We start from the raw sequence: 26,007 nt of genomic DNA, 5'->3' as shown, positions 1-26,007 counted from the left end.
GCAGCATCAAGAGGAAGACCAGAGTACTCGTGAAAGTTGAGAGCAGCGTGAACTATTATCCATAGACGAGCTGGAGGGGTTTGAATGAGTAACCAACTATCGGACAGGACTAAAAAAGGAAAAGGTTTTAGAGATTTAAAGATCACGACAACGATGATCTCCATGATTATGATCAGCTTAGTGGGTTTGCTCATTGTATCGTTGGTAGGAGTTATCGGTATGTATCAAGCTAAAGAGGGTCAAGGTATTTTGTATACAGATCGCTTTCAACACCAGACGAATATTCTTGAGGTCAAAAGTGACTTTTATAACATGCGAGCCAATTATACAAAAATACTCGACAATAAGGAGTATACAGATAAACAGTATAAGCAGGTGCAGAAAGGAAAAAATAGCGTTACAACTGGGCTAAATGAATTTTCACAAAGGACATTGGATACTAAGGAACAGAAATTGTTTGAGGAACTACAGAGGAGTATAGACACGTATTTTCAGGACATCGAACAGATCATGGCCGTCAAAAAGAATACTGGAACCTATGACACAGAAGAGAGAGGCCGGATCAATAAATCTAGTACGGCCATTGTTACGATGCTGACTACGATTTCAGATTATAACAATGAGCAATCCGCCAACCTATATCAAAATACGCAAAACGAGATCAAAATGCGCACAATTGTTTTAATCACAGTTCTTGCTCTCGTGTTGGCTGTTCTGATCACAATCTCCTTTGCAGCCATTCGAAATATCCGTTCCCGGATGAGCACCATTACGAAATACTGTGAAGAGATTACCCAAGGAAATTTAACGACAGCACTTGATCCTGCCTTGCTCAAAGGAAATAATGAGATCGCTGTTATAGCTCGTGCCATTCAGCAAATGACAGATTCAACCTCAATGGTCATCACAGGGGTGATCAATGAGTCACATCAAATTAACCAACTGAGTGATCAGACGAATCATAATATGACAGATCTCAATGAGCGGATTCGCGATGTATCAGCCACGGTCGAACAGCTGTCAGCAGCTATGGAAGAGACTTCGGCATACACCGAAAATATGAACCATTCTGCGGAAGAAATGCAGCGGGCAGCAGAGTATATCTCGGTCAAAACTCAAGAAAGAGCTCAGTCTGCCTATGATACGAGTGTAAAAGCTGAAACATTGAAGCAGGCGGCTAGTCAATCCAATAAAGCGGCCAAAGAAATTTACCAAAAAGCTAATGAAAAGATGACGGAAGCGTTAGAGCGAGCCAAGGCAGTAGACCAGATTCGTATACTTTCTCAGTCTATCTTGGAAATTACGGCACAGACCAATTTGCTGGCCCTAAATGCATCCATTGAAGCAGCTCGTGCCGGTGAGTCAGGTCGAGGGTTTGCGGTTGTAGCTAACGAGATTCGTAAGTTGGCAGACGGCTCCAAACACGCGGTAGACCAAATTCAGAGTGTTACTCAAGAGGTTGTGCAGTCTGTAGAAAATCTGACTACCAATGCAGAAGAATTGCTGCACTTCCTGCAAGCCCAGGTAGGCAAGGATTATCAGCTGCTTGAGGATACAGCAGGGCAATATTACAATGATGCTGTTGAGCACACGAACACAGTCAATGATTTGAACGCCACCTCTAAGCAGGTAAATGAAACCATCCAAACCATGGTGAGAGCGATCCATGAGATTGCTACCGCCAGCGAACAGTCCGCCATATCTACCCAACACATTGCTGAGAATATGGTGTCTTCAACGGAAAAATCTCGTGAAGTGGCATACCAGTCTGATCAGGTGAAGGAAAGTGCAGCTCGACTGAATGAACTGGTTGCAGGCTTTAAAATTTAATGAGGACCATACGGTGTTGGTATTTAAATGAAGGGAGAAGAAAAATATGGGAACTAATTTTGAAGAGGTAAGTGTATTGTCGGTAGTTATAAAGAGTTACATTATTTTTGAGGATGAAGAGGAAGGATTAGGCTATGAGATTGAAATAATAGATAGTTTAAAACATCCATTTTCTGATTTCAAGGTTAGGGTATTAAATATTGAAAAAAAGTGGAAGGATAAGAAGCCTGGTCCAACAATATTTTTGAATGTTGGGCATAGAGAAGAAGTGGAATTATATAATGAAGTATGGAAAAGAGAAATAAAAAAAATTTTTCACGAAGCTACAGAAAACGAAAACTTCTTAGATTCACTTGATAGGGAAATAAAGGAGCCGCATAATGTAATATCTCAGAATCTCTTCTTTCTCCTTTATGTTAATGAGCTTTTTAACAACGAGGTTTTAAAAGCCCCTTACGGAGGAATAAAAGAATTAGAAGAAGACGATTTATCAATTTCATTTTTTTATGGGATTGAGGGATACAAAAATTATGAATCGGACTTTGTAAATGACATAATTAATTTATGGATAGTAAAAGAAAAGCCTTTTTTAAAAGGCTATCAATGTTTTACCCGTTCATTTGTCTTGGGGGAAAGTATTAAAGGAAGAAGGATAACAACGATGATTGGAAATCCAGAATCTGATCATGTAAGTCTTCTAGTCGAAGGAGGACTACTTATCCCTCTTAATGAAGATGGCTACAAGAACCTATCTTATATAGATAGCCAATATATTAACCAATGGACGGTTAAAGATGTAGAAATGATTCTTAAAAATCCTGTATATGCTTATGGAGTACAGTTTGAACCAGCAGAATTATTCTATGATTGGCAATATGTTTTATTATACGGATTGGCAACATTACCGATTAAAAAGTATCCTATACAAAAACTAGAGATAGTGTACGAAAGTTTTATGGAGAAAGTAAAACAAAACATATGTTACTTTTATAAAGCTGAAGTGATTTTACCAGACAAAACTGAATTCTTGAAAGTAGTGCAGAAAGGAATAGATCAGTTAAGATCTTATCTAACTGGTAGCGAAGAAGAAGGAATCTCCAAAAATATTATCTTCCTTATGAAAAATAGATATGCTTTTTTGCCGATCATTTATAACTTTTTAGAAACATTTTTTTGGAAAGAAGTTAATGAACGGTTTGAAAAATTAGAATTTAGCATGAAAGAGTTTGGTGATTTACTAGATGAAGCTAAAAATTTAAAGAGTGGTTATGAGAAAGGGTTACTATTTGAAGAGGTGGCAAGTTATTTTCTACGCAGTGTGTATGGCTTGAAACTTATGGGTCACCGCATTAAGGAAGAGAGAGAGGAAGTTGATCTTTATTTTTGTAACGTGTCTCTTGATTCGTTTCTTTGGAATTTAGGGGCTCTAATCTCTGTTGAATGTAAAAATAGAAAAGAAAAAATTAAGGTTTCAGATATCAGAAATTTGGTTCCTGTAATGGATTCTAAAGGGATTAAAACATGTATTGTTTTTAGTATGGCAGGTTATACGCAGATTTCATTAAAAGAGATTGAGCATCAGTTTGTAAATGGAAGAAACATAATTCCACTTAGTATGGAGGATCTTGAAAAAGTGTGTTGCAATTATCCTCCAAATAAATTGTTAGCAGATAAAATGAAGGAATTATTCACAGCTACTGAGAATGATCACAGATTACTGTATTAAATTAAAAGCATGAAGTATAACACATTCATAGGATTCAAAGATGAATATATCAGTCTTAGAAAGATGGGAGATTATGAAAAACAATTATGATTTTCACGCATTATTAGATGACGTTGAATTTGAGGCGTTGGCAATAGATATTGTTCGAGTTCGAGAAAATTTAGAACCCAATGTATTTCGCAGATATCCTAAAGGTAGGGATGGAGGCATTGATGGGTATAGGTACAGTGATAATACTATTATTCAAGCAAAATGCTATAAAAATGATTTTAACATTTTGAAAGGAAGTTTGAAAAAAGAAGTATTAAAGTTGCGTAATTTGAAGCCGAGTCGATATATTTTAGTAACATCAGTTGGATTGAATAAAGAACAACAAAGGGGAATAATGGATTTATTTAAAGGATACATCCATTCTGATGAAGATATAATTGGTAGAATAGAACTAAATGAGTATCTTGCTGACCCAAAGTTTTCTATTATTCAATTAAAGTACAATAATTTATAGACGCCTAGTACAGTAGTTTTTGAACATATTTTAGAAAATATTATTTTGCGTGGACCCAATAATTTTAATCAATTTCACTTAAATGAAATGAAAAATAACGTTGAGTACTACATAAAAACGAAAGCTTATCATGAATCACTTGATATTATGGATTCACATAATTGTTTATTGGTATATGGTGAACCGGGAATTGGGAAAACGATGCTAGGTTTTAATATAGCGTTCCATTATTTGATGCAAAATGAGGAGCTTGATCTTTTTTTTACAGATACTATTGAAGATGTGTATAAATTTTATCGCTCAGATAAAAAGCAATTATTTATAGTAGATGACTTTTTAGGTGTAAATTACGTCAATAATCAGATCCAAAATGGTGAATCTAAAATTTATCGAATGCTTAAGAGCATTATTAGTGGAAATAATCATAAAATTGTATTGATTTCGAGAAAAAATATTCTTTTTGAAGGTATGAAATTATTACATGAGTTAAAGGTAATAATTCAAAATATGAGTGTTGAGTTATCTTCAACTAGCTTAGAAAGCTCAGACAAGATGAGGATATGTTGGAGTATTCTAAAAAAGTCAAACTTACAGTACAGTCTTTTGCACAGCATTGTAATAGTTTCTGACAAAATTATTAATCACGATAATTATAATCCCCGATTTATTAATGATGCGATCCATCTTCTTTCTAAAATAAAGCATGATGGTATGTATCCGGGAAAAATACTGTTGGAAACATTGAAGAATCCCAATGAAATTTATGAGAGAATGTATAATCACCTTCATGAGACTTCAAAAAGTGCAGTTTATCTTGGTGTATGTATGGCGATCTTTGGATATCCGGTTGAATTAAATATTTTAAGAAAATGCTACGGGAACTTACAAGAAAGTCTTCCTTGGGAAGAGTGGCAAAGTTTTGATGATGCTTTAGATCAATTGTCCGCCTCTTTTTGTTTCGTTAGAGATATGAATTTTATCAGAACATTGACAGGTATTGACTTTGAAGCAAAAAAAACAATTATAGGATTTAACAATCATAGCATGATGGAATTTTGGAGGCATTTAATATCGAAAAATTTGTCACTGTATGGGCTGAATCTTATTAAGAGTGTTAATTTAATGAATCCTATTTTGTTTTTCGCTCACAATTTACTTTTACTAAATTTAATTGATGAACATAATAATATGGAGTTTGAGCAGACAATTATTCCAGGAATTATTGATAGAATCGCTAAAGACTACGAACGTTTAGATTTTATCTACTCCAATGGAATCGAGGAATACTGTACAGATGATAGATTTACAGACTTTTATTTCTCTTCAGATTATACCAACAGTTACAATCTTAAATTAAGACAAATATTAGATTTGAATGAACAATATAACTCTCAAAAATTAAGGGATGTAATAGAAAAGTTAAAGGCGTTTTTTATTAATAGTTTGTTAAAAGATGACCGTCATGCACTTTCCGATGAAGAGAAGTATGGCGTTCCTAAGATTGTCAATAAGTTATTAAAGCAAGGGTTCGAAATCCCTGCTATGAAAGAGTTATTAGATGGCTATCGCTCTAAAATAAATTTTTTGAAATTTTACATCGTCTTTTATGAATTCAGAGATATATATGGTCAAGACTTTGACTGCTATCTCCAGGAAAACTACAATGAAATTTCTGATAAAATTATTTGGCTTATTGGGGATGATTATGACTTTTATGCATCCGATTATTTGGAAATTGAGATCGAGAATTTGTTATTCGGAGACGCTCCTGAAGCGATCCAATTATATAACGTACAGGTTAAAAAAGAATCCCTTAAGGCCATGAGAATATTGGAGAAAACTCTAAATTGGGACGGATATTCAGTAAAGTGGAATAGAATTCATTCTAACTTTGAAGAGACTACAAATCGTAATCCTAATAAAAGCCAAGTCGAATTTCATGAAGATGATGATATCTTTGTAGAAGAAACAAGTGAAAGGGATTTTATGGAGGAGTTGCTTCCCTATATACATAGGGATGATCAAGATAGTTGGGATTCTTTAATTAATTTAGCTGGAATAGTAAGCTGTGAAATTACTATCATGGATCGAGTTCAAGAAGATTTGTTCATGGGAAAATCTAAATGGAAAGGAACATATTATTCTACTGATCCGCTTTTTCTCGCGAAAATTGTTGATGAATATAAACGAGGTAATAGAATAGAGAATCAGATTCGCAATTTCTTCGACAACATGTTTAGTTCAATTGATTGTTCCGAATATGAAATTCTTACCAAGATTGCAGTTGCAGCGCAGGAACATAATGAAATGTATTTTAATCGGGATAATTTGAAACAATGGCTCAATATATCAAATGAAGAATGGAACTTGATTAAAGAAAGTAGCTACTTGGGGCATAATAATGGATGGTTGTATTTAATAGCCTCTGAGATTCAAGTTTATCTATTATGTAAGAATATTAATGACCATTCATATAATAAAGTCAAAATTTTGAGCTTGATTGACTGGATTATTAACGAGTCCGAATTTCATACTTATATTTATAATGTATTTTGTATTCTTGTTGAGTTTTTTGCGGATGAAAGTAAAAATTATTTTTTGGAAAGCATTCAATCTTTTATTGAGCACATAAAGGAACTGAATGGTACAGAACAATTGGCATTTGGTTTATCTTCTGTCTATACACTTCAAGAGATGAACGATAAAAAAGAAGTATCGAGTACAATTAAAAATTGGACTTTACTTAGGTTTTTAGAAATGTTAGAAGTAGAGTTTAATGAAGTGACTTCTGATTTGTCTTATGATTTATTTCAGAAGATCGCCACAAATAAGTATGAGACAGAATGTGCAATTGATTATGAATATTGCATAGCGCACCCAGAAAAGTTGGCTCCATTGCTTAACACTTCTTCAGTTGAACAAATTATAAAGGATGATCTAACTAAGATTGATAATTTCATCGAACAATATTTTTGATGAGTTTTCTTTATTTAAACAGCCAGCACCTTTGTAATAAGATGTTGGCTGTTTAATCACTATTTTGTCTAGCCCTATTTAAACAAGACTACAGTCATGCGTCCAAAGCCTGCAACTCTTCCTGTTCAGCCATTTGCATCAGCTTATAAATCTGCCGTGCTGTGTTCACATTCCGTACCGTCATTTGCTGATACAGCTTGGTGCCGACTAATTTCGTTAACCCGCTTTTTGTGACTTGTTCTTTGCTGACAGAAAACAGAATGGCTCCGGTCGTATAGATGACATGTCCAATTCCCGGTTTTAAAGGAAGGTTGTCCAGAACGGAAATATCGTTAATTTCATCCCACAGAAACATTACATCACTTTTCATCTGTGTATCATTAGCCCATTCATTCGGCAGTGCCTCCATAATGCTCTGAATCTCCTTCATATTACGGACGATGACGCGGATGGGTAAGCTAAAATCCTCCAGAATCGCCTGTTCCAGTATGAGCGATAGCTCCTGGTTGGGCCGCTCCTGACTGGAAAAAATAATGTTTCCAGAATTAATGTAAGTCGTCACATGCCCCATACCTGCATGTTCAAACGTTTGCTTGAGCTTCTTCATCTCGATTTTGTTATTGCCGCCCACATTGATGCCCCGCAGTAATGCGATATAGATCATAAAAAGCCCCACCTCTCTTTAACAAATAGGATTTCTAACAAAAGGATAGGTAATTCAGCAAATACGTGGTTTGGTTTTCGCCCAACAAATGATGTAGCAATGGTTTTACGTGCTCGATATATTCTGCTTTGGTTTCGTATGTATCTTCATCTATCAATTCTCCCTTAAAGGTACAGGCACCTTCAATCAGGATGGAAAGAGCCGTAAAGAAGTTAGCTAAAGAGTCAGCAACTTGCTGCGCTGCGCCACCTTCAATTGCAGCATATACAGGGGAAGCAGGTGCGCTAGTATCGACAATGACTGGATCATCATTAAACGTGGCAATTACAACATGGTGGGAGGGCCACGAAGATGACTCATGAACAAGCTCTCCAGATGTAATGAAGCGATAGCCCAGCTGTTGGCGATATAAATGTTCTGGTGCGACAAAAAAGAGAACAGCAGCATCCCCGATTTCAACGGCCGCATTTTTCAATTTGTGTGTTCCCGCTGCCTTAGCATCGATCATTTCATAATGGCTATATAGGTACTCCAGCTCAGGGGATAGAGGAATCCGCTTGTCCCAGCAATCTGTTATACTCTCTGAACGGGGCTGGATATAGTGGTCTTGGAACAGCCCGTAGGCTGCATTATATAAGTTTTGCTGGTGTACAAACCGGGTAATCGCTTCGCTTAACTGTTTCATAGGTGTGTATTCCTTTCTAATCGTAGACTATGACCTGTGACATCACGTTTTACTTTTAGCATTAAGATATCATAATATAGAAATGAAGAACATATGTTTCTGTAATTATGCTACCTTGTCAGTCGATCCAGAATAATTTTACAATATAGGAGTTCGAAAATAAGGTGCATGGAGGAGAGAAATGTCTTTTTCTATAATATACGATTACAAATTAAGAGCCTACTTTAATGAGCGCATTTCTGATTTGAATCATGAAGATCTATTTTATTCCTATCCTGATCAAGAGCAAAATTTAAGAATATTAACTCTGAATATAAACGAGCAGAATCATATTTCTTTAGTACGATGGCACGATTTATTTGATAGGTCGCTATTTACCAAAATGGATCATCCCATTTTAAGCGTAGCGGATGCTGAACGTCTAATTCGATTGCTTTCGCTCATGTTTAACGTTTTTGATATACATAAAGATGTTGCTTATAGCCGAAAAAACTTATGTTGTGTTTATTATCAATATCAAGTTTCACATCTAGCAGAGAGAGGGAATGAATTCTCGCTTACTCAGGACAGACTATTTTTCCTTCACCAGCTTTTATTTGAACTGGGTTTAGGTGATGACATTTATGATCGTCTAACGATTGAAAATAATAAGATACTGTACAGCATGGAAGACGGACAGCAGTATGATTTGCACATTCTAATTGACATGTTGCATGAGCATATTAACAAAAATAAGATGGATATGGATACCCGAGCAGCGCTGGGGAAAATAAAAATTTTGCAAGGACAGTTGGTCAACTTCATCTTGGGCAGTCATGATGTATATGATTTTCCGTATGATGATTTCAACAAGTCGTTTGCAGAAGCAACGATGTTTATACAAGCCTATAACTCTAATAAAAATAGGGTATTAGAGCTGCTGATCGACTCTATTAATGAGCATCAATCTCCAACAGAGCAGTTCATCTCCAATATGATTTTGATGAATTACTCCTATTTTGTTCTCAAAAGTAATCCTAGCGAAATTACATATCTTAAACTATTATGTAAGAAAAAACCGGGAGTTTTTATGAAAGTATTGACTGCATTGCTTGAACTCAGATTTTTTGTCGATAAATCCAGCTTCACAAATACGGGTATAAATTATTATTTATCCAGATTAAAAGGGGTTAAATGATGCCATTTCATCACGTTTCTTTACCCGATTTACCACAGACTATCGGACGTCTTACGGCCATTCATCCACTAAAGGGTGGCTCTCAGGGAAGCATAACCCTGCTAGCACTAAACACACAGGCAGAACTGTGGAGACTAGAACTTCGCTCTGGCAGCGCAGAATTATGCACACATATTTGTATTCCTGATTTTAATCCCCTGCAACCTGTCCAAATGGTGACCAGTCCTGACGGCAAGTACGTGGCGATCTCCAATCGATTTGGCCGACATGCGGCAGTGTATGATTTAGTCCATGCTCAAGAAAAAATGCAATTATCACGGGACGAATACCACTACGATAAAAGTATGTTCCCCCTGGCATTTGTACATCAAGACGGTGCATGTATCCTTGTTCATGGTACGGAATGGAATCGGCTGGATCTGACGGATGTAGAAACAGGGAGGCTTTTAACAGCAAGACCTACCCCAGTTTATAACAGCGAAAACAAAGATGAGCATTATCTAGATTATTTTCATGGGAGGCTCCTGACTTCTCCAGAGGGAAAGTGGATTGCGGATACGGGATGGGTATGGGCTCCATTAGGAGTAGTCCGAACTTGGTCCTTATCTAATTGGCTGCTGAACTCATGGGAATCGGAGAATGGTCCGTCAGTTCGCCATCTTTGGCAAACCATAGATTGGGATGGGCCAGTGTGCTGGACAGGACCTGATACATTGGCGGTTTGGGGACAGATGGATGCCGATTTACTGGAGGAGGAAGATTGGGGAGAGGAAGGAGTGGAACCGGCGGTTGTCCTATTCGACATGGCTCAGCCTGGGTATCGACGAGTGCTTGCTGCGATCCCGCCACTAAATTGTAAGCCTGAAGAAGACGGGATTTATCCATATCCCCAAGCGGATATGGTCGTTTCTGGCGACCGATTATTCTTATGGGGGAAAGGAGTCCCGCTTCAGGTATGGCGGCTTTCAAGAGGTGTGCGTGAAGATGTAGATACGGAGCGATTTCCACTCATTTACCATCAAGAGGCAGGAATTTTCATTGAATTAAAACCGGATAGCGGTTGTACAGCCTTAAGCTACGAATAATGGCGTTACCGGATTTTCTTCCTTCCAGTGATATGGAAATATATGCATTAGCTATAACAATTATTAAAGGAGTGTACATCAAAATGGCACTGATCAAGGATCGTTTTTATGGAAGTCTCGCTGGACTGGCCGTGGGTGATGCTTTGGGAACCACTGTGGAATTCAGCAGTCCAGGTACATTTGAACCTGTAACGGATATCGTGGGCGGCGGTGTCTTTGGGTTAAAGCCGGGGCAGTGGACCGACGATACGTCTATGGCACTTTGTTTAGCCGAGAGTATGGTGCAAAAAGATAGCTTTGATCCAGCGGACCAAATGCGTCGCTACACCAATTGGTATCACCTGGGATATATGAGCAGCACGGGAACGTGCTTTGATATCGGCGGTGCGACGAGAGCAGCATTGCATCGCTTCGAGGCCACTGGAGAGCCGTACAGTGGGTCCGTTGACCCCATGACTGCTGGTAATGGCTCGATCATGAGGCTTGCACCTGTTGCCATGGCCTATGCGAACCGTCCGGAAGAGGCCGTGATGTACGCCGAACTGAGCTCGCGAACCACCCATGGAGCAGTCGAAAGTGTGGAGGCCTGTGCTGTGCTTGCTTCAATCCTTGTGGCAGGTCTGCGGGGAGCGGACAAAGAATCCATGTTATCAGCCGACATCTGCTATAAGTGGCGGCGGCAGGAACAGCCAGCTTATTCGGCAGCCATTGAAGAAATCATTCAGGGATCTTACAAGGATAAGGAGCCGCCCGAAATACAGGGAACCGGCTATGTCATTCGTTCCCTTGAGGCTGCGCTGTGGGCATTTCACCATTCGACTTCGTTTGAAGAGGGGGCACTGCTGGCCGTAAATCTGGGGGATGACGCCGATACGACCGGGGCGGTGTATGGGCAAATTGCAGGAGCTTATTACGGGCTAAGCGGTATCCCGAATCACTGGCGTGAGAAGCTGGCGATGAAGGAGATGATCGATGAGCTGACTGAGGCTTTATGGCAGAAGGCCGACAAGGGCCAGACACTTTAAGAGGGACATCTATAAAGATCAAGCTGGGTTACTTTTATTATGAGCAGAACCCGGCTTTTTTTGTTCCCAATATTTTTGCCGATGCCTCATCTCTTGGGATCACTATCCATATCGCCATACTTCCGCCCTCCTCAGTAGCATGTTGTTATGACAAAATGAAGTCCAGTACAAATCATACTTCACTTTACTGATCTTTCAGAGGAGGAACTACATTGTCACATCTAAATAAACAGCTTCATTCATTTGTCGATATTTCCAACTATACTAAAGGGTTTGAGATTGTTTCAACCCAATTTGGCCCTGATGGGCGCGTGTATATTTTGCTAATTGATAAAATCCCGGAACGAGTACGAGGGATGTTCCCGCCTGCCTCTCTTAAAGAGAGACGTACTTACAAGATACTCATTATAGACGATCATATTGAAGAAGTGTATGTGGAGGGACAGCAGTTTAACTATCATTATGTACAGCCTCTACATCATCATCTACTGCTCGTCGGAGCGCGTTGTCATTATTATGGAACCGGCCAATATGATTTAAATGGTAAAATTATTGATTATGAAGGCCGTACCATAAATGAACTACTGCTTGGAGACGGTATCCAGAGTGTTCAGGTTACAGGGGAAGGTACGATCTGGACCAGTTATTTTGATGAAGGTATATTTGGGAATTATGGTTGGAATGAGCCTGTGGGGTCCTCCGGCCTTGTCGCCTGGAATAAAGAAGGACACAAAATATATGAAAACCAAGCGGCAGACATTCATGATTGCTATGCTTTGAACGTGGTCAGCGAACAGGAAATCTGGTTTTATTACTATTCAGACTTTTCGTTAGGGCGTATTTCCGGTAGCGACCGTACGAATATTACGTTTATGAATCCGAGCATTTCCGGCTGCTCCGGGGTGGCTACAGATGGGTATCACTTTTTGTTGGATGGCGGGTATGGAAAGAACGGACAATATGTCTTGAAAAAGAATGTGAAGCCAGGCAACTTAAGCAAAGGACAACACATTCGATTTTTAAATGACGATCAAGAGTTCCTTCAGCCGCACGAACAGGATTTCAGAAAAGACCGCCTGCTGCTCCGAGAAGGTTCTCTGCTGTATCAGGTGACTATAGGAGAGTTAGCGTAAAAACCCACGTCAGACGTGGGTTTTTCTTTAACACCAAAAATGCTTATTCATACGTTTTTACAAGCTCATTCAGGGAGGTAATGGTGCTTCCTTCTCCAATAGCACCGAATTTCCACTCCCCTCCATAGCGGTATACTTCACCTACACGGATACTACACATCCCTTTATAGTCCTCTGTCAAGTTGTATCGGAGAATCTCTTCATCTTGGGACGCATCCAATACTCGAATATAAGCATTGTTCACCATACTGAAATCTTTACGTCTACCAAAGCTGAAAAAACGGAATATATTCACAATAAATACGACTCTATGCACTTCCGGTGGTAGTTGCTGGAGGGAGACGGTAATGACTTCATCATCACCGTCGCCATGTCCTGTCAAGTTGTCACCACTATGTACGACGGCCCCACAAGGGCTATTTTTGTTTCCGAAATATACTAGATTTTTCGTCTGGGTCAGCTTGCCGTTCTCATTAAGAAGCAGCGCTGACGCATCAATATCCATGCTTCTACCCTTCATAGGGTCCCATCCAAGGCCTACTTTTAGCACGGATAAGTATGGATTATTTTTGGTTAGGTCTACCTTCTGTCCTTTAACTAGACTAATACTCAACGTTATGCCTCCCTATCATTATTTTCGTTCTACTCTGAGATTGTAGCATATATATAGAAGGATATAATCTATTCGTAACTTCACAGACTTTATTCCGTATAAAGATAAAAACATGATCCAAATTCGTTCCCTCAGGGAGAAATGCAACCATGTTTAACAAAATGAGAAGTTGAGGTAATGCATCATATGAATGGAAAATTTCAAGCCGATACAGGATATCAGCTGGCTGAACAGAAGGCGCTTCAGTATTTTGCATCACTCTATAATCAGGTCAAGAATAAAACTTATGTGACCTCTCTTACAGAAGATATCCATATATGGAAAAGGAATCATATCCATTCTTCTTCATGGTTATCCTTCTTTTCGCGGAATAAGAGAAAGCCGGATACCCGGGATTACTACAGATATATTCAATGGCTGAGTTACACAGGGAAACTGGATGATTATCTGAAGCGGAGTGTCTCTTATATTTACATGAGGGATCTAGGCAAGGCTCTAGATTCTGTCGACACACAGACCCGGATTCAGCGCGTCATTGCTGACGTAAAAAGATATTTGCTTCAACCCACCCATGCTAACAGGAGAGACCAAGCGGAGTTTATGAATTTAGCCGGGGTGTATCGGTGGTCTCAAAAGGAAGGGATCGAAACCACTGTAATCTGGCTAATCAACAAGCTTAACTCTGTAGCTTCTCATATTCCTGAGGAAATGGATGCAGAGCATGCCCAGCGCAAACTGATTAAAATCATCATTGGGGTTATTCTGCATGTGATGGAAGAAATGGACGAAGCCGTGTCACCTGTTGAACGTTCGCGCAGACTGGATAAAGCCATCAGGCTTGGGTATTCCTATGGGTTGACTTATCCTTTTATGGATGATCTGCTCGATTCTCAGCTGTTGACCGTTCAAGAGAAAGAACAATATTCCCATATGATACGTACCGCGCTTCTTACCGGATCTGTGCCAGAACTGGGCGACTGGTCCGGCGATCATATGAAGTTCATTCGCTATATCCATTCGGAGCTCTCGGATGCTTTTGAGTATATTAAGGCACATCAGCGGCCAGACACACAGCAAACCTTTTTCGAGCAGTCCTATGTTTTCTTTCATTCTCAAGATATCGACCGGGATAAGGATCTAACACGAGCTAATTACACCAATGAAGAGCTTTATATACCCGTTATTTTAAAATCTGCTTCTTCCCGTTTGATTGTCCGTTCCGTGATTAGTGCTCCTGAGGATGAAGGGTTTGAGCAACGAACATTCTTTTATGGTATCTATAACCAGCTTGCTGATGATTTTGCAGATATGGCCGACGATATGAGGGACGGTGCGGTAACACCCTATACCTATTATTTAAAATATCATCATCAAAGATCGGATTTGATCAATCCCTTCGAACTATACTGGGCGGTCATTTCGAATTTGATCCATAACGTATATGACTCGGATGCTATGGCTCGCGAGGTGATACTGGACCGTGCAATAAATGGACTCAAACGTTGTAAAGAACGGGTAGGTGTAGAAAAGTACAATGAAATAATGGGGATTTTTGCATCCGGAAATCCGGAATTTAATCGTCTCATCCAGAAGATAGTGGGCAAAGCAGAGGATGTAGATTTTTTGGATAAGCTGCTTCGAGACCAGATGATTACCCAACTGAAAAATGATTCAAGGGAAAAAGAAGACTTTATGAATATGGTCAAAACAGTCCGTGACCAGATTAACAACCAATTGAAAATTACCAAGCCTTCTGGGATCGAGGCCATGAAAGAACATCTTATTGATGCTGCCAATTATAGTCTTGAGGGGGATGGGAAAAGGATACGTCCTATATTGACCTGGGTCATGGGTGTGAATGAATATGGCTTAGACGCTTCGGCAATCGTGCCTCTTCTAAGATCATTGGAATATATGCATACAGCCTCCCTGATTTTTGATGATTTGCCTTCCCAGGATAACGCGTCTACCCGTAGAGGGCGTCAGACATTACATCAGGTGCACAATAGCGCTACTGCGGAATTAACCGGACTATATCTGATCCAGAAGGCCATCGGGGAGCAATCGTCACTGAACCAGTTCAATGCTGAGACTGTGCTTGCCTTGATCCAATACTCGGCTCGTAAGGCAGAGGATATGTGTATGGGGCAGGCGATGGATCTGGATTCCAAAGGAAAGGCTTTGACCTTGGAACAGCTGAATATGATGTGCTTTTACAAAACAGGAGTGGCGTTCGAGGCTTGTCTCGTTATGCCAGCCATGCTCGCACAGGCCGAGGAGCTGGAGATTGCTGCTTTGCAGAAATTTGCCTATCATATGGGGATTGCTTTTCAGATTAAAGATGATTTGCTTGATGTGGAAGGAGATACGCTGTTACTTGGAAAACCTGTGGGACAGGATTCGGATAACAATAACTCGAATTTCGTGTCCATCCTTGGTTACGAAGGTGCCAGTAAAGAAATGTGGGAGCACTACTGCCTTGCCATGGAAGCATTAAAAGAGGTACCCCGCAATATCGCTTTTCTGAAGCACTTAATGAATTATATTGTGAACCGGGATCGTTAAAAAGAATTGTGCCCCATAGCTCCATAGGAGTGGTGGGGTGTTTGTACGTTGAGACAGTAGAGTTGCTCATACTTCCTTGCCCCTCTTTGGTGATCATCTAATGTAACGCAGATACGTCTGGATAAACAAGCAAAGATGTGAATATCTGGTGACTTCAGTACCGTATTTTGTCCGTTACGGCGCGTTCTACATTATAATGTTTAAAAACGGACAAGGAGATGAACTCCAGATGAAAAAAGGAATCTTGGTCGCTTCAGGGTTGGTTGTTGCGGCATTGGGCACGTACCTGATTGCAGGAAATATGCAGAAAGAAGGAGCGGACAAGCTCGGGACAACAGATATCAAGCAATTGGTGCATGATTTCAGCGCAGGCAAGGCAACAGGTCAATCCGCTTCCATTAATTCCAGTCAGTTAATTGTTAATGGAGACAATACACAACCCATAACTTATAATTTGCCTGACAACGAGTTTTTTGTTTCGATTGCGCCATATGTAGACCAGACCCACCCTTGTGCAATTCATAGTCTAACCGGCTGCCAAGGCGAAATAAAAAACGGAGAATTCAATGTGACCGTTCACGACTCCGAAGGGAATGTCATCATGGAGAATGCTGCCATGAAATCACAACCCAATGGTTTTATTGATCTATGGCTGCCGAGGGATAAAACCTACCGCATTAGCGTCAATCATGAAGGTAAAACGGCTGAAACTGAATTCTCTACATATGAGAAAGACGATACATGTATCACAACGATGCAGTTAGGTTAACGACAGAGAATAAAGGGGTTGAGCTTACTGATCGCTCGTACACTTTAAGTCCACATAACCCTGCGTTCATACATAGCTTTTAGTAAAGAGCCTACGTCTGACGGAGGCTCTTTGTGCTGCCCTAATCTTTTGCTGGAGTTGCGGAACAGGTTAGGTGGGAATCTATGAGGAATCAGATAGCGAAACTTTAAATTGTATATACTAAAAACCTATTGAAATAGCTGCAAACTTCCGACATATTATCTAAGAGCTTTTCGCTCAATATTACTCGGGGAGATGGCAGCATGTCACAAAATATGAAGAAGCGCGTATCCAGATCATCCAGCATCGCGAACACATTGGCCATGGTCTTGTTAGTTATTATCGTTGTCGTCTTTGCAATCTTGGGGACGTTCATGTTTGCAAGCACGCGAAGCATACTTGTCAAGCAGCAAGAGGCCATGCTCCAGACCAAGACGCAGGCCATCGTTAGTCAATTCGATGCGTTGTTTAAGGAAAAGGGCTCACTTGTCCAGCAAATGTCAACGAACAACACTTTTAAGCAATATTTAGAAACCACCCCATCGGCAGAAATGGTGAAAACTTCTCCTTATGCTGCGGAAACAGTAGCGACTTTGGCAGCCATTGTAAAGGCAGAGCCATCTTTTGCCGACGCCTGGATTGCAGGAATATCTGGTAAAGGCTTCTTTCTTCAGAATGATGGTGTTGCTTCCAAACCGGATTTCGATATCCATACACGCCCGTACTTTAAACCGGCAGTTGAAGCAAACGGTTTATACTACTCAGAACCCTATAAGGACGTCAATTCGGGTAATGTGCTCATGGGCATTTTCTATCCGATCAAAGATAGCAGTAACCAATTAATCGGATTTGCTGCTGTCGATATTGCTTTCAAAGACATCCCGGCCGTTATGCAAAGCTATTCGCTTGGAAGCACAGGCTATTCGATTCTTGCATCCAAAACAGGTGATATTTTGTATCACCCCGATCAAAATAAAGTGCTGAAAGAAAAGATTAACGAAAGCACAGGTGATCTTGGGGAGATCGGAAAGAAAATGATTGCTGGTGAGTCCGGAGTACAGCTCATTAATGATAATGGGGAACCTCGTTATATTGGGTATGCAACCAGTAAAGATACGGGATGGTCTGTTGGCTTAACCATTTCTGAAGAAGAGGTGCTCACAGAATTAAAAGCCTTTACCTGGATTACGATTGGCGGTTTTGCTGCAGCCACCATTCTGCTGGTTGTGATTTGTTATATAACGCTCCGCTATCTGTTGAGATCAATCCCGAAATTGCTTGCCAAAATCAAACTGATTGAAAATGGAGATTTGACCGTTCAGTTTGATACGCATTCCAACAACGAAATCGGGCAAATTTCTCAAGGAATTTACAATATGGTTCAAAAAATTCAAGGCATGCTCCAAATGGTGGGTGGCTCAGCTCAAGTCTTGAATCAGTCTTCAAATGATTTGCAATCCATTTCTTCCAGAACCGCAATCACCATGAACGATACGGCGACAGCAATTAATGAGATTGCCAATGCAACGAACTACCAATCCATCGAGACGGATAACATTTTACAAAAAACCGGAGCCTTATCCGGCCAAATTGACGAAATTGCCAATGATACCAAAGCTATCGAATCGATGGTACAAACTTCGGCCGAACAAAGCGGACAAGGGCTTGCAGTAGTAGATCAGCTTTCCAAATGGGCGGAAGAAAATCATAACTCCACACAAGCGATGTCGGCTATTATTCAGGATATCGATCTGAGCCGTCACGAGATTTCAGGCATTGTGGATACGGTCAACCAAATTGCAACACAGACCAACCTGCTGGCGCTCAATGCTTCCATTGAAGCTGCACGTGCAGGAGAACAGGGCAAAGGGTTTGCGGTAGTTGCCGGGGAGGTTCGCAAGCTGGCTGAGCAGACGGCGCTGGCGACACAGGAAATCTACAAGAAGGTCCGTGTCATCGAAGAAAAAACTAGCGTATCGGTTGAGCATACCGTTCATGGTCTGAAAATTGCAGAAGAAAATGCGAGATCGGTGGAGGACACCAAGCAAGTATTCTTTAGCATTAACAAGGATTTGGAAGATTTGAAATTGCGAATGATCCAGATCAGCACCAACACCTCCAAAGTCCACAAGCATAAAGATGAGATTTTGCAGGCGCTGGAAATCATCTCTTCCACCACCGAAGAGAATTCTGCTTCAACCGAAGAGGTTAGCGCCAGCACGCAGGAACAATTGGAGAGCTTCGAACAGGTTGCTGAACTCTCCAAACAATTAAACCAATTGTCCACTAAGCTGCAAGACGAATTAAAACAGTTTAAGGTTGAGTAACAAGGTAGGTGGCGGCGATGCTATGGGATGATGTGACGGAGGAACGGGACAAGTAAAGGCAAGACACTTTATGATGATGAAAATTGGACTTAATGGATCAATAATTCACTCTGAAAGAATCAGGGACTTAAGATGAATATCCATCTTAAGTCCCTTTTTTTGTGTAAAATTAGATTTCCAATTTTTTGAACGGCTGATATACTAAGGAGGCAAGTGAGATGAAGATAAACCTACTTTATCGGGATGAAAAAACGATCGGCGGGACGCGCAGGCTAATGTGGTTCCCTCATCTTCGGAACGAGGTGAATGGAATTCGGATCAGCGGCAAGAAATGCGCGATGCATTGGTGGCAAGGGGCTACAGCAGCAAGACGATTAAAGCATACATATCGCAAACGGAACGTTTTTTTGCCGGATTGCAAGGGACCGAAGCAAGCATAAATGATGCGGCGGTGCAAAAATATGCGTTGGCGCTGCTCGAAAAAGGCCTTTCGCACGCTTATGTTAACCAAGCGATCAGCGCGCTGAAATTTTACTTTCGCCATGTGCTAAAGCAGCCCAAATCCGCCGCCTATGTTCGTCCGAAAAAGGAGAGTAAACTGCCAGATGTGCTGTCCCTGAATGAGGTTATGCGTCTGTTGAAAGCAGTGAAAAATCTAAAGCATAAGGCTATTCTGTACCTGACGTATACATCCGGGCTGCGGGTAAGCGAAGTGGTGAGGTTGCGTCTTGAAGACTGCGACCGTGAACGGAAAGTACTGAAAGTTCGTCAGGGAAAGGGCAGGAAGGATCGGCAAACGCTGCTATCCGAAGCGGCTTTTGCGGTGGTCGAGCAGTATATAGGGGTGGAGCAGCCAGCAGACTGGCTGTTTCCAGGGCAGAGGGAAGGCCGCCACCTGACGGAACGTTCAGCGCAGAAAGTGTTTGAAAAAGCGCTGGCTGAAGCGGGCATTGGCAAACAGGTGAGTATCCATTCGCTAAGGCATTCCTTTGCGACCCACTTGCTGGAGAATGGGATTGATCTTCGCTATATTCAGGAACTGCTAGGGCATCAGAGTGTGCGAACGACGGAGCGGTATACACATGTGAGCAGACGGGACATTGGGCGGATTCAAAGTCCGTTGGATCGGATGAGCGGGCTGGAGGATTGAAACGCAGAAAGTGCGGGAAGAAGGAGAAAAGTGCAGGATTCACGAAGTTCGTGAATATGACAAAGAGAGTATTCTTTCGGAAGTTCGTAAATAAGACGTTATGTGAAATCAGCTTAAATAAGAGAGAAAGAGTGAGATAGATGATTCAAAGCAGATATTTATTTGTATCTCGTGCAGGCAAAGTTATAAAGATCGCTCGACCTAAAGATCATAAGCATAAATCTGTTCCTCAATTAGCAGGTGAGGAAGTACTTGAAGTGATCTTATATTACAGGAATAAAGACAGGAAGCCGCATAAACTACTTATGGTGGAATTTGATAGATTCCATTTAGATTCGGACGGAAATTATAAACAGACAGAAGAAGATAGAAAAAGAGCTATTCATAATTTTCTTTCTTTTGGGATGGCTGATTTGCATGAAGGAATAGAAGTAGAAGATAAGCCACTACCTATACCTGTTGCGCCGATAATTCCGACGACTGCTGAGAAAAAATCATTATACGATTACATAAATGAGAAACTACCCAGTTTTTCAGATGATGCTCCTTATGTAGTGGAAAGTAAAATTAAAACTGCTAAAGAGAAATATGAAGAGTTTAAAATCATGGCAAAGAAATCAAACAAGCTGTCTAAGTAGTTCGAAGAAGAAGCAGACATCACATAACATAATATTCACGCTGCGGACATTCGTCCTTGGCCCGGCATGCGCCGGACACCCAGCATATGCTGGGTCGTGAATACAGGAACGTTATGCGTAATTACTGAAAAGATCATGGAGGGGAAATCTATGAAAAAGAAAGAATATAAAGATAGATTAATTGAATTACTTAATGAAGGAATTGAAGAACTAACAACAGACCAAGTAATCCACAAAACGAAATTGTTGATTTTTGAATATGAGAAAAAACAAGCGTATAGTACAGAAAATAAGGGGAGACCTTGGACAGATGAAGAGTTAAGAGTAGTATTATCATTTGCCGCAACTAAAGAAAACATACTGAAGTTGGCCAAAGGATTTAAACGTAGTTACGGGAGTATTGAACAAATTTTTAGGTGGGCTGTAACCACCGATGAAGAGATTATAAATAAGGGAAGGGAAGATGATAGTTTTATAAAACAGATTAGAAGATTGTATAAAGAGATGGGTTGGAAGGCGTAAATTAGGGTGTCAATCAATGGAGTGATAACTACACATAACATAATATTCAAGCTGCGGCTCCTAACAGAGCCTTGGTCTGCGTAGATGGATTTCGAAGAGGGATTCCAGCAGACAACCCCTTTGGGGTTCATGAATATAGAAACGTTATCCGAAACTGCTGAGGCCCTATATAAACATAAAGAAATATTTTAGAAATAAGAAGATCTCAATAGATCAAAGATTAAAAAAACACATTACAATGATGGGTGATCGATTATGATTATTGAAGTTGATGGTTACTACATACACTGTCTCTTGGTTAGTGACCGAGATATTGATCACCAAGAAATAGTAGAAATCTATGAGAAGGCAAAAGAGACCTGTTCCAAAACAAAAGACATACCTATGAAATTGAAAGAATATTTAAACCTTAAGGAAGTGCAAAAGATTGAAAGTCTCAGAATAGATTATGTAATAGACACAGATACAGATCGAATATATAAACCGATTTATTAAAATAACAAGCGAGCAATAGATAGAAACATGGTTAGTAGATTAACCGAAGTAGTCAGCAGCATCGGATAACATAATATTCACGCTTCGAGCATTCGCTCTTGGTCCGACATGCGTCGGACACCCAGCATGCGCTGGGTCGTGAATACAGGAACGTTATACGACAGAATCAAAATGAAAAAGAGCCAGAAGGCTCTCAATCTAAATATATATGTAATTCGTTATGCAGGTGAAGAGCGTCCTTAAAACCTTGCAAATAAATTTCACGTTCTAAAATAGCTTGAACAGAAAGCTCAGCATCATCGTAAAGGAATAGGGTCTTCTGTATATTCTCCGGTACTCCTTCATGTAACTGCTTGAAGTAGAGATTCCGTTCGGATGAGAACTGGTTGTAGCTGGAGTTGTTTTTGATAAGCTCACCATATAAAGATTCAATTCGAGTATGAATCAGTGAATCAAGTAAGACTTCTAAAGAATTATGCATTTTGAACACCATCCAATGTATTTAATTTTATGAATAAAAGTTCAACTTATTAAACATAATTTTATCATATCAAATAATTAAGTCAATACATGTTGAAGATGTTTTTGATAAAGAAAATATACTTTCATATAATTAAAGAAAAATTCACTTGATGTGTGAAAGGAATATCAGATGATTAGTTATAAACCTTTTCAAAAATTATTGATCGACAGGGAGATTAAGAAGCAGGATTTATTGAAAATGACGGGTATTTCGTCTGCTACAATGGCGAAACTCAATACAAACGAATATGTGTCATTAGAAGTGATTGATAAATTATGTGCGGCTTTAGGTTGTCAGCCAGGAGATTTATTGGAACATATAGCAGAACAATGACAGATTAGAATCAAGAATGAATGCTGGTTAATCGAAGAAGTGATTCCATCGTATAACATAATATTCAAGCAGCGGCTCCTTTGGAGCCTTGGTCTGCCGGGAAGGATTTCGGAGAGGCATTGCAGCAGGCAACCCCTTCGGGATTCATGAATACAGAAACGTTAACTGAAATCTCCGAAACCAACGAAAGACCTCTTTAATATTGTTGTTATTGTTAATGAATTAGTTCAAGTAAATAATTTAGTGCGAGTAAATAAAATCACTAAATTATGCAGAGAGGAAAATTACTGTGGAGATATTACAAGATGAAAAAATGATTACTAGAATTGCAGAGACTTTTTTACCCGTTTTACTAACAAACTTAATTCGTTCGGGTGAGCTTAATATAGATAAGATTGACGATTCTGAGTATAGAGCAGAAATTATAGAAAGAGGCATAGCATTAGTAGATGAACTTCAAATTCAGATGATCAATTATAGCGAATTTATTGAAGCTACCGAATCCGAAATAAAGTCAGAGAGATTTAAAAGTGCATTTATCATGGCAGGAACTTGTATAGAACATATCCTTAATCACTTTTATCGAGAGGTGCTTTCATTAAAGCAAGGACTCGAAGCAGATGAAATTACAAAAGCTATCACTGGACTCAAGATTCCAGACAAAATAGGATGGTTTTTTAAGTTGACAACGAGTGAGACGCTATCAGATAAAATGATTAATCAAGTACGAGAGATTATAAGTATTAGGAATAAAATTGTGCACTATCAAGCGCTTCCAGATGATATTAATTTTACTGGAGGAAGTAGTCATAAATTAGAGCTAATTATAAATGGATTTAATTTCAACGAACTTGTACCTTTTCTGAATGAATTTGACTCTACTCTAGAAGGAATATTAAATAAGGTGATTCCGGAAATTGGTATTGGAAACGAAGTATTTGAAAAGTACTTTAAAAAGAATAAAACTCAGGATTAAGACCTAAGAAAATTTAAAAAAATGTTTGAAACCTTTATTAGTAATTTTGTGGATCTTTCAGGAAGTAGGAGACATCAGTTAACATAATATTCACGCTGCGGACATACGTCCTTGGTCTGGCATTCGCCAGACACTCAGCATACACTGAGTCGTGAATACAAAAGCGTTAAGTGAAATTGTCGCAAAGGAGTTAAAACATATGTACAAGCATATCGATACAGCACAAGAGAATCTTGAAAATTATTTAGTAACAATACCCAATAAACAATCGAAGTTATTTTATCAAACAAGAATTAAGAAATTCTTTAATGAGTATATGTCTCAGAAACATAACATACTACGCCCCCTTAATACAATTAACTTCCACGATTTGAATACATATATAGATCAATTAGAAAGTTCGGATGCGGAAAAGTTGAATTATTTTAGAGCTTTCAATGGTTTTTTCAGATACATGTATTTATCAGACAATTTACAGAGCGATGTTATGAAAGGAGTAAATAAACCTGTTCTTCAATCTAAATTGCTAGACTATATTAGTCGGGTTGAATTAATACAAATCCAGAGCTTTATTAAAGATTCAAATGAAAAAATAGAAGATAGGCTTTTGCTCGGTTTACTGTTATATACAGGTTTAAGTAGAAAGTATGTAGCTAATTTAACGCATTACCAATTTAGTTTTGGAAACGAGTATGTATCATTGTTTTTTGAATTTGGTGAAAGTACAATAAATATCCCGTTAAAAAGTACAGTTGTAAACCTTGTCAGAGTTTATTTTAATTCGCAACAAACCATTAATCCTTTCGAGAAAATATTTAAAATTGATGAAAACTATGTGAGTGAAAAAGTGAAAATATTAAATAAGAAAATAACAGGAAAGCCACTTACACCTACTGTCTACTCGAATAGCTTTATTAAAGAAGCACTGAGACAAGGAAACGATGTCCTTACGGTTAGCCAACTTACTTTAGAATCAGTTCATACAATCATGAAACATGTTGATGCAGAAGAATATAGAATTAGGAAACAACAACATATACTTGAAAATATATTCGAGGATGACGACAAAATCACTTAACATAATATTCACGCATCGGGCATACGCTCTCGGTCCAGAAACAGCCGGACACCTTGGCATTCGCCGAGGTCGTGAATACAGGAACGTTATCGGAAATTCGGGGGGAACCCTAAAAATAAGGAGAAATAAATGAACAGCATTAAAAGCTTTCTAAAAGATGTAAGAGATAATAATTATAAAGTTCCTAATGGAACAGACATAGATCAAGTAGTTCATGAAATGATTAAACACATTGGGTCGATTGATGACGAATTAAGGGATAAGCTCATTTATGGAACTTTATATAGATGGATAATGAATCAAGAACTAAGTATAGAATTAGTCAGACAAGTATTATACGTGACTTTAGATGATGATCATTTATTCTATGGAATTGGTGATAACGATCAAGATACAGTGTTTACACGTTCTTTTTCAGCCCTGTTCATTCCGCTTGCTTTACATTATAACGATATTTTTAATTATTTAACTGAACATGAATATGAATATATTTACTCTAGAATGACATTATATTTTGAACTTGAGAAGGATTTTAGAGGATATATATTAGATAAGGGATGGGCACATTCGATTGCACATGCTGCTGATGGTTTAGATTCTATTTCAGCCGCATCTTATTATTCTCAGAAACATTTATTGGTTATTTTAGAGTTGATAGGGGAAAAGGCTTGTGTTAATAACTATTATTTTATAAACGATGAAGATGAAAGAATGGCAGAAGTAGTAATTCAAATTGTAAAGCGTGATATCCTTATGAAAGATATTTTAATTAATTGGGTGCAACAGCTTGGGGGCATTGAAAGATTAGAAATATATCCACAATATTACATAATTAGAGGGAACATCAAGAATCTTTTGCGAAGTGTATATTTTAAATTACTGAATATTAGCGGATCTGAGGATATAACTAAAGAAATACTAAAAACATTAAACCAGCTCTAAAAAAACTAAACTTTAGTTAAATCGAAGAAGTCCCGAACATCCGATAACACAACATTCCTACTGCGGGCATTCGCCCTTGATCGCTAGGAGGATTTGCAAGAAGATTATTCAGGCGATACATTCAACCAGCTAAGTCTGACGACCTGTTCCCTGCGGTCACTTAAGCTGCTTGAACGTCAATGCCAAACGTTAGCAGAAATCCACGAAACAATAAAACTATAAAACCAAAAGACGAAGGAGACGATTGTT

The 26,007-nt window shown here is 39.2% G+C and carries 23 protein-coding genes; 19 read left to right on the top strand and 4 right to left on the bottom strand.

Translation table 11 applies throughout. The features are described from left to right. Nucleotides 1-84 precede the first annotated feature (84 nt). The 4 genes from MKY98_RS17900 to MKY98_RS17885 all read left to right on the top strand — a co-directional run bounded on the left by MKY98_RS17900 (nt 85) and on the right by MKY98_RS17885 (nt 7,037). Entirely contained in the window at nt 85-1,830 is a 1,746-nt protein-coding gene (locus MKY98_RS17900; RefSeq protein WP_069010522.1) for a methyl-accepting chemotaxis protein, read from the top strand. Nucleotides 1,831-1,876: 46 nt separating this feature from the next. Next, nucleotides 1,877-3,556, top strand: coding sequence for a hypothetical protein (locus MKY98_RS17895; protein WP_069010523.1), 1,680 nt, complete (start codon nt 1,877-1,879; stop codon nt 3,554-3,556). A gap of 73 nt (nt 3,557-3,629) precedes the next feature. Next, nucleotides 3,630-4,061: a hypothetical protein gene (locus MKY98_RS17890; protein WP_341011058.1), complete on the top strand. Its 432-nt coding sequence runs from the start codon at nt 3,630-3,632 to the stop codon at nt 4,059-4,061. Nucleotides 4,062-4,106: 45 nt separating this feature from the next. After that, nucleotides 4,107-7,037, top strand: coding sequence for an nSTAND3 domain-containing NTPase (locus tag MKY98_RS17885; RefSeq protein WP_341011057.1), 2,931 nt, complete (start codon nt 4,107-4,109; stop codon nt 7,035-7,037). A 94-nt stretch (nt 7,038-7,131) separates the two neighbouring features. On the opposite strand, the gene MKY98_RS17880 is transcribed toward MKY98_RS17885, so the two are convergent. Then, complete coding sequence (locus MKY98_RS17880; protein ID WP_069010525.1) at nt 7,132-7,701, bottom strand: DUF1697 domain-containing protein; 570 nt, start codon at nt 7,699-7,701, stop codon at nt 7,132-7,134. Nucleotides 7,702-7,735: 34 nt separating this feature from the next. Further along, on the bottom strand, nt 7,736-8,386 hold the full coding sequence (locus MKY98_RS17875; protein WP_069010526.1) for a hypothetical protein: 651 nt from the start codon (nt 8,384-8,386) through the stop codon (nt 7,736-7,738). Nucleotides 8,387-8,567: 181 nt separating this feature from the next. On the opposite strand from MKY98_RS17875, the gene MKY98_RS17870 reads away from it, so the two are divergent. The 4 genes from MKY98_RS17870 (at nt 8,568) to MKY98_RS17855 (ending at nt 12,806) form a co-directional block, all read left to right on the top strand. Then, on the top strand, nt 8,568-9,563 hold the full coding sequence (locus MKY98_RS17870; protein ID WP_069010527.1) for a hypothetical protein: 996 nt from the start codon (nt 8,568-8,570) through the stop codon (nt 9,561-9,563). Then, nucleotides 9,563-10,648 (top strand): hypothetical protein, encoded by a 1,086-nt coding sequence (locus tag MKY98_RS17865; RefSeq protein WP_069010528.1) that lies wholly within the window; start codon nt 9,563-9,565, stop codon nt 10,646-10,648. The genes MKY98_RS17870 and MKY98_RS17865 overlap by 1 nt, the downstream gene beginning before the upstream one ends. 83 nt (nt 10,649-10,731) lie before the next feature. Further along, nucleotides 10,732-11,673, top strand: coding sequence for an ADP-ribosylglycohydrolase family protein (locus MKY98_RS17860; RefSeq protein WP_029515476.1), 942 nt, complete (start codon nt 10,732-10,734; stop codon nt 11,671-11,673). Nucleotides 11,674-11,885: 212 nt separating this feature from the next. Beyond that, on the top strand, nt 11,886-12,806 hold the full coding sequence (locus MKY98_RS17855; RefSeq protein WP_069010530.1) for a hypothetical protein: 921 nt from the start codon (nt 11,886-11,888) through the stop codon (nt 12,804-12,806). 43 nt (nt 12,807-12,849) lie between these two features. On the opposite strand, the gene MKY98_RS17850 is transcribed toward MKY98_RS17855, so the two are convergent. Then, nucleotides 12,850-13,419, bottom strand: a complete 570-nt coding sequence (locus tag MKY98_RS17850; RefSeq protein ID WP_069010531.1) for a TerD family protein — start codon at nt 13,417-13,419, stop codon at nt 12,850-12,852. Between the two features lie 177 nt (nt 13,420-13,596). On the opposite strand from MKY98_RS17850, the gene MKY98_RS17845 reads away from it, so the two are divergent. From MKY98_RS17845 to MKY98_RS17815, 7 genes are all read left to right on the top strand, one after another. Then, nucleotides 13,597-15,984, top strand: a complete 2,388-nt coding sequence (locus MKY98_RS17845; protein ID WP_069010532.1) for a polyprenyl synthetase family protein — start codon at nt 13,597-13,599, stop codon at nt 15,982-15,984. 229 nt (nt 15,985-16,213) lie between these two features. Further along, nucleotides 16,214-16,753, top strand: a complete 540-nt coding sequence (locus MKY98_RS17840; RefSeq protein WP_069010533.1) for a CueP family metal-binding protein — start codon at nt 16,214-16,216, stop codon at nt 16,751-16,753. Nucleotides 16,754-17,037: 284 nt separating this feature from the next. Then, entirely contained in the window at nt 17,038-19,101 is a 2,064-nt protein-coding gene (locus tag MKY98_RS17835; RefSeq protein ID WP_069010534.1) for a methyl-accepting chemotaxis protein, read from the top strand. 277 nt (nt 19,102-19,378) lie between these two features. Beyond that, entirely contained in the window at nt 19,379-20,251 is an 873-nt protein-coding gene (gene xerA, locus MKY98_RS17830; protein WP_256026033.1) for a site-specific tyrosine recombinase/integron integrase, read from the top strand. 140 nt (nt 20,252-20,391) lie between these two features. After that, nucleotides 20,392-20,889, top strand: a complete 498-nt coding sequence (locus tag MKY98_RS17825; RefSeq protein WP_069010535.1) for a hypothetical protein — start codon at nt 20,392-20,394, stop codon at nt 20,887-20,889. 150 nt (nt 20,890-21,039) lie between these two features. Next, entirely contained in the window at nt 21,040-21,411 is a 372-nt protein-coding gene (locus tag MKY98_RS17820; protein WP_040103232.1) for a hypothetical protein, read from the top strand. A gap of 255 nt (nt 21,412-21,666) precedes the next feature. Beyond that, nucleotides 21,667-21,906, top strand: a complete 240-nt coding sequence (locus MKY98_RS17815) for a hypothetical protein (protein WP_069010536.1) — start codon at nt 21,667-21,669, stop codon at nt 21,904-21,906. A 193-nt stretch (nt 21,907-22,099) separates the two neighbouring features. On the opposite strand, the gene MKY98_RS17810 is transcribed toward MKY98_RS17815, so the two are convergent. Then, nucleotides 22,100-22,387 carry a hypothetical protein gene (locus MKY98_RS17810; protein WP_129549708.1) on the bottom strand — a complete coding sequence of 96 codons (288 nt, stop codon included), beginning with the start codon at nt 22,385-22,387 and terminating at the stop codon, nt 22,100-22,102. A 171-nt stretch (nt 22,388-22,558) separates the two neighbouring features. On the opposite strand from MKY98_RS17810, the gene MKY98_RS17805 reads away from it, so the two are divergent. The 4 genes from MKY98_RS17805 (at nt 22,559) to MKY98_RS17790 (ending at nt 25,758) form a co-directional block, all read left to right on the top strand. Beyond that, a complete protein-coding gene (locus MKY98_RS17805) occupies nt 22,559-22,762 on the top strand; it encodes a helix-turn-helix domain-containing protein (RefSeq protein ID WP_010345194.1) in 204 nt (67 codons plus the stop codon). 289 nt (nt 22,763-23,051) lie between these two features. Then, on the top strand, nt 23,052-23,738 hold the full coding sequence (locus MKY98_RS17800) for a hypothetical protein (RefSeq protein WP_069010389.1): 687 nt from the start codon (nt 23,052-23,054) through the stop codon (nt 23,736-23,738). 199 nt (nt 23,739-23,937) lie between these two features. After that, nucleotides 23,938-24,816: a hypothetical protein gene (locus MKY98_RS17795; protein WP_069010390.1), complete on the top strand. Its 879-nt coding sequence runs from the start codon at nt 23,938-23,940 to the stop codon at nt 24,814-24,816. A gap of 129 nt (nt 24,817-24,945) precedes the next feature. Continuing rightward, nucleotides 24,946-25,758, top strand: a complete 813-nt coding sequence (locus MKY98_RS17790) for a DUF2785 domain-containing protein (RefSeq protein WP_069010391.1) — start codon at nt 24,946-24,948, stop codon at nt 25,756-25,758. Nucleotides 25,759-26,007 lie beyond the last annotated feature (249 nt).

The sequence above is a fragment of the Paenibacillus sp. FSL M8-0228 genome (genome assembly GCF_038007385.1).
Classification (GTDB): domain Bacteria; phylum Bacillota; class Bacilli; order Paenibacillales; family Paenibacillaceae; genus Paenibacillus; species Paenibacillus polymyxa_D.
This window is presented reverse-complemented; position numbering and strand designations above follow the sequence as displayed.

Excerpts from the sequence above, each read along its gene's own strand:
- MKY98_RS17900 (WP_069010522.1), top strand. The coding sequence starts at position 85 with ATGAGTAACCAACTATCGGACAGGACTAAAAAAGGAAAAGGTTTTAGA.
- MKY98_RS17895 (WP_069010523.1), top strand. The coding sequence starts at position 1,877 with ATGGGAACTAATTTTGAAGAGGTAAGTGTATTGTCGGTAGTTATAAAG.
- MKY98_RS17890 (WP_341011058.1), top strand. The coding sequence starts at position 3,630 with ATGAAAAACAATTATGATTTTCACGCATTATTAGATGACGTTGAATTT.
- MKY98_RS17880 (WP_069010525.1), bottom strand. The coding sequence starts at position 7,701 with ATGATCTATATCGCATTACTGCGGGGCATCAATGTGGGCGGCAATAAC.
- MKY98_RS17875 (WP_069010526.1), bottom strand. The coding sequence starts at position 8,386 with ATGAAACAGTTAAGCGAAGCGATTACCCGGTTTGTACACCAGCAAAAC.
- MKY98_RS17870 (WP_069010527.1), top strand. The coding sequence starts at position 8,568 with ATGTCTTTTTCTATAATATACGATTACAAATTAAGAGCCTACTTTAAT.
- MKY98_RS17865 (WP_069010528.1), top strand. The coding sequence starts at position 9,563 with ATGCCATTTCATCACGTTTCTTTACCCGATTTACCACAGACTATCGGA.
- MKY98_RS17860 (WP_029515476.1), top strand. The coding sequence starts at position 10,732 with ATGGCACTGATCAAGGATCGTTTTTATGGAAGTCTCGCTGGACTGGCC.
- MKY98_RS17845 (WP_069010532.1), top strand. The coding sequence starts at position 13,597 with ATGCATCATATGAATGGAAAATTTCAAGCCGATACAGGATATCAGCTG.
- MKY98_RS17840 (WP_069010533.1), top strand. The coding sequence starts at position 16,214 with ATGAAAAAAGGAATCTTGGTCGCTTCAGGGTTGGTTGTTGCGGCATTG.
- MKY98_RS17835 (WP_069010534.1), top strand. The coding sequence starts at position 17,038 with ATGTCACAAAATATGAAGAAGCGCGTATCCAGATCATCCAGCATCGCG.
- MKY98_RS17825 (WP_069010535.1), top strand. The coding sequence starts at position 20,392 with ATGATTCAAAGCAGATATTTATTTGTATCTCGTGCAGGCAAAGTTATA.
- MKY98_RS17820 (WP_040103232.1), top strand. The coding sequence starts at position 21,040 with ATGAAAAAGAAAGAATATAAAGATAGATTAATTGAATTACTTAATGAA.
- MKY98_RS17815 (WP_069010536.1), top strand. The coding sequence starts at position 21,667 with ATGATTATTGAAGTTGATGGTTACTACATACACTGTCTCTTGGTTAGT.
- MKY98_RS17810 (WP_129549708.1), bottom strand. The coding sequence starts at position 22,387 with ATGCATAATTCTTTAGAAGTCTTACTTGATTCACTGATTCATACTCGA.
- MKY98_RS17805 (WP_010345194.1), top strand. The coding sequence starts at position 22,559 with ATGATTAGTTATAAACCTTTTCAAAAATTATTGATCGACAGGGAGATT.
- MKY98_RS17795 (WP_069010390.1), top strand. The coding sequence starts at position 23,938 with ATGTACAAGCATATCGATACAGCACAAGAGAATCTTGAAAATTATTTA.
- MKY98_RS17790 (WP_069010391.1), top strand. The coding sequence starts at position 24,946 with ATGAACAGCATTAAAAGCTTTCTAAAAGATGTAAGAGATAATAATTAT.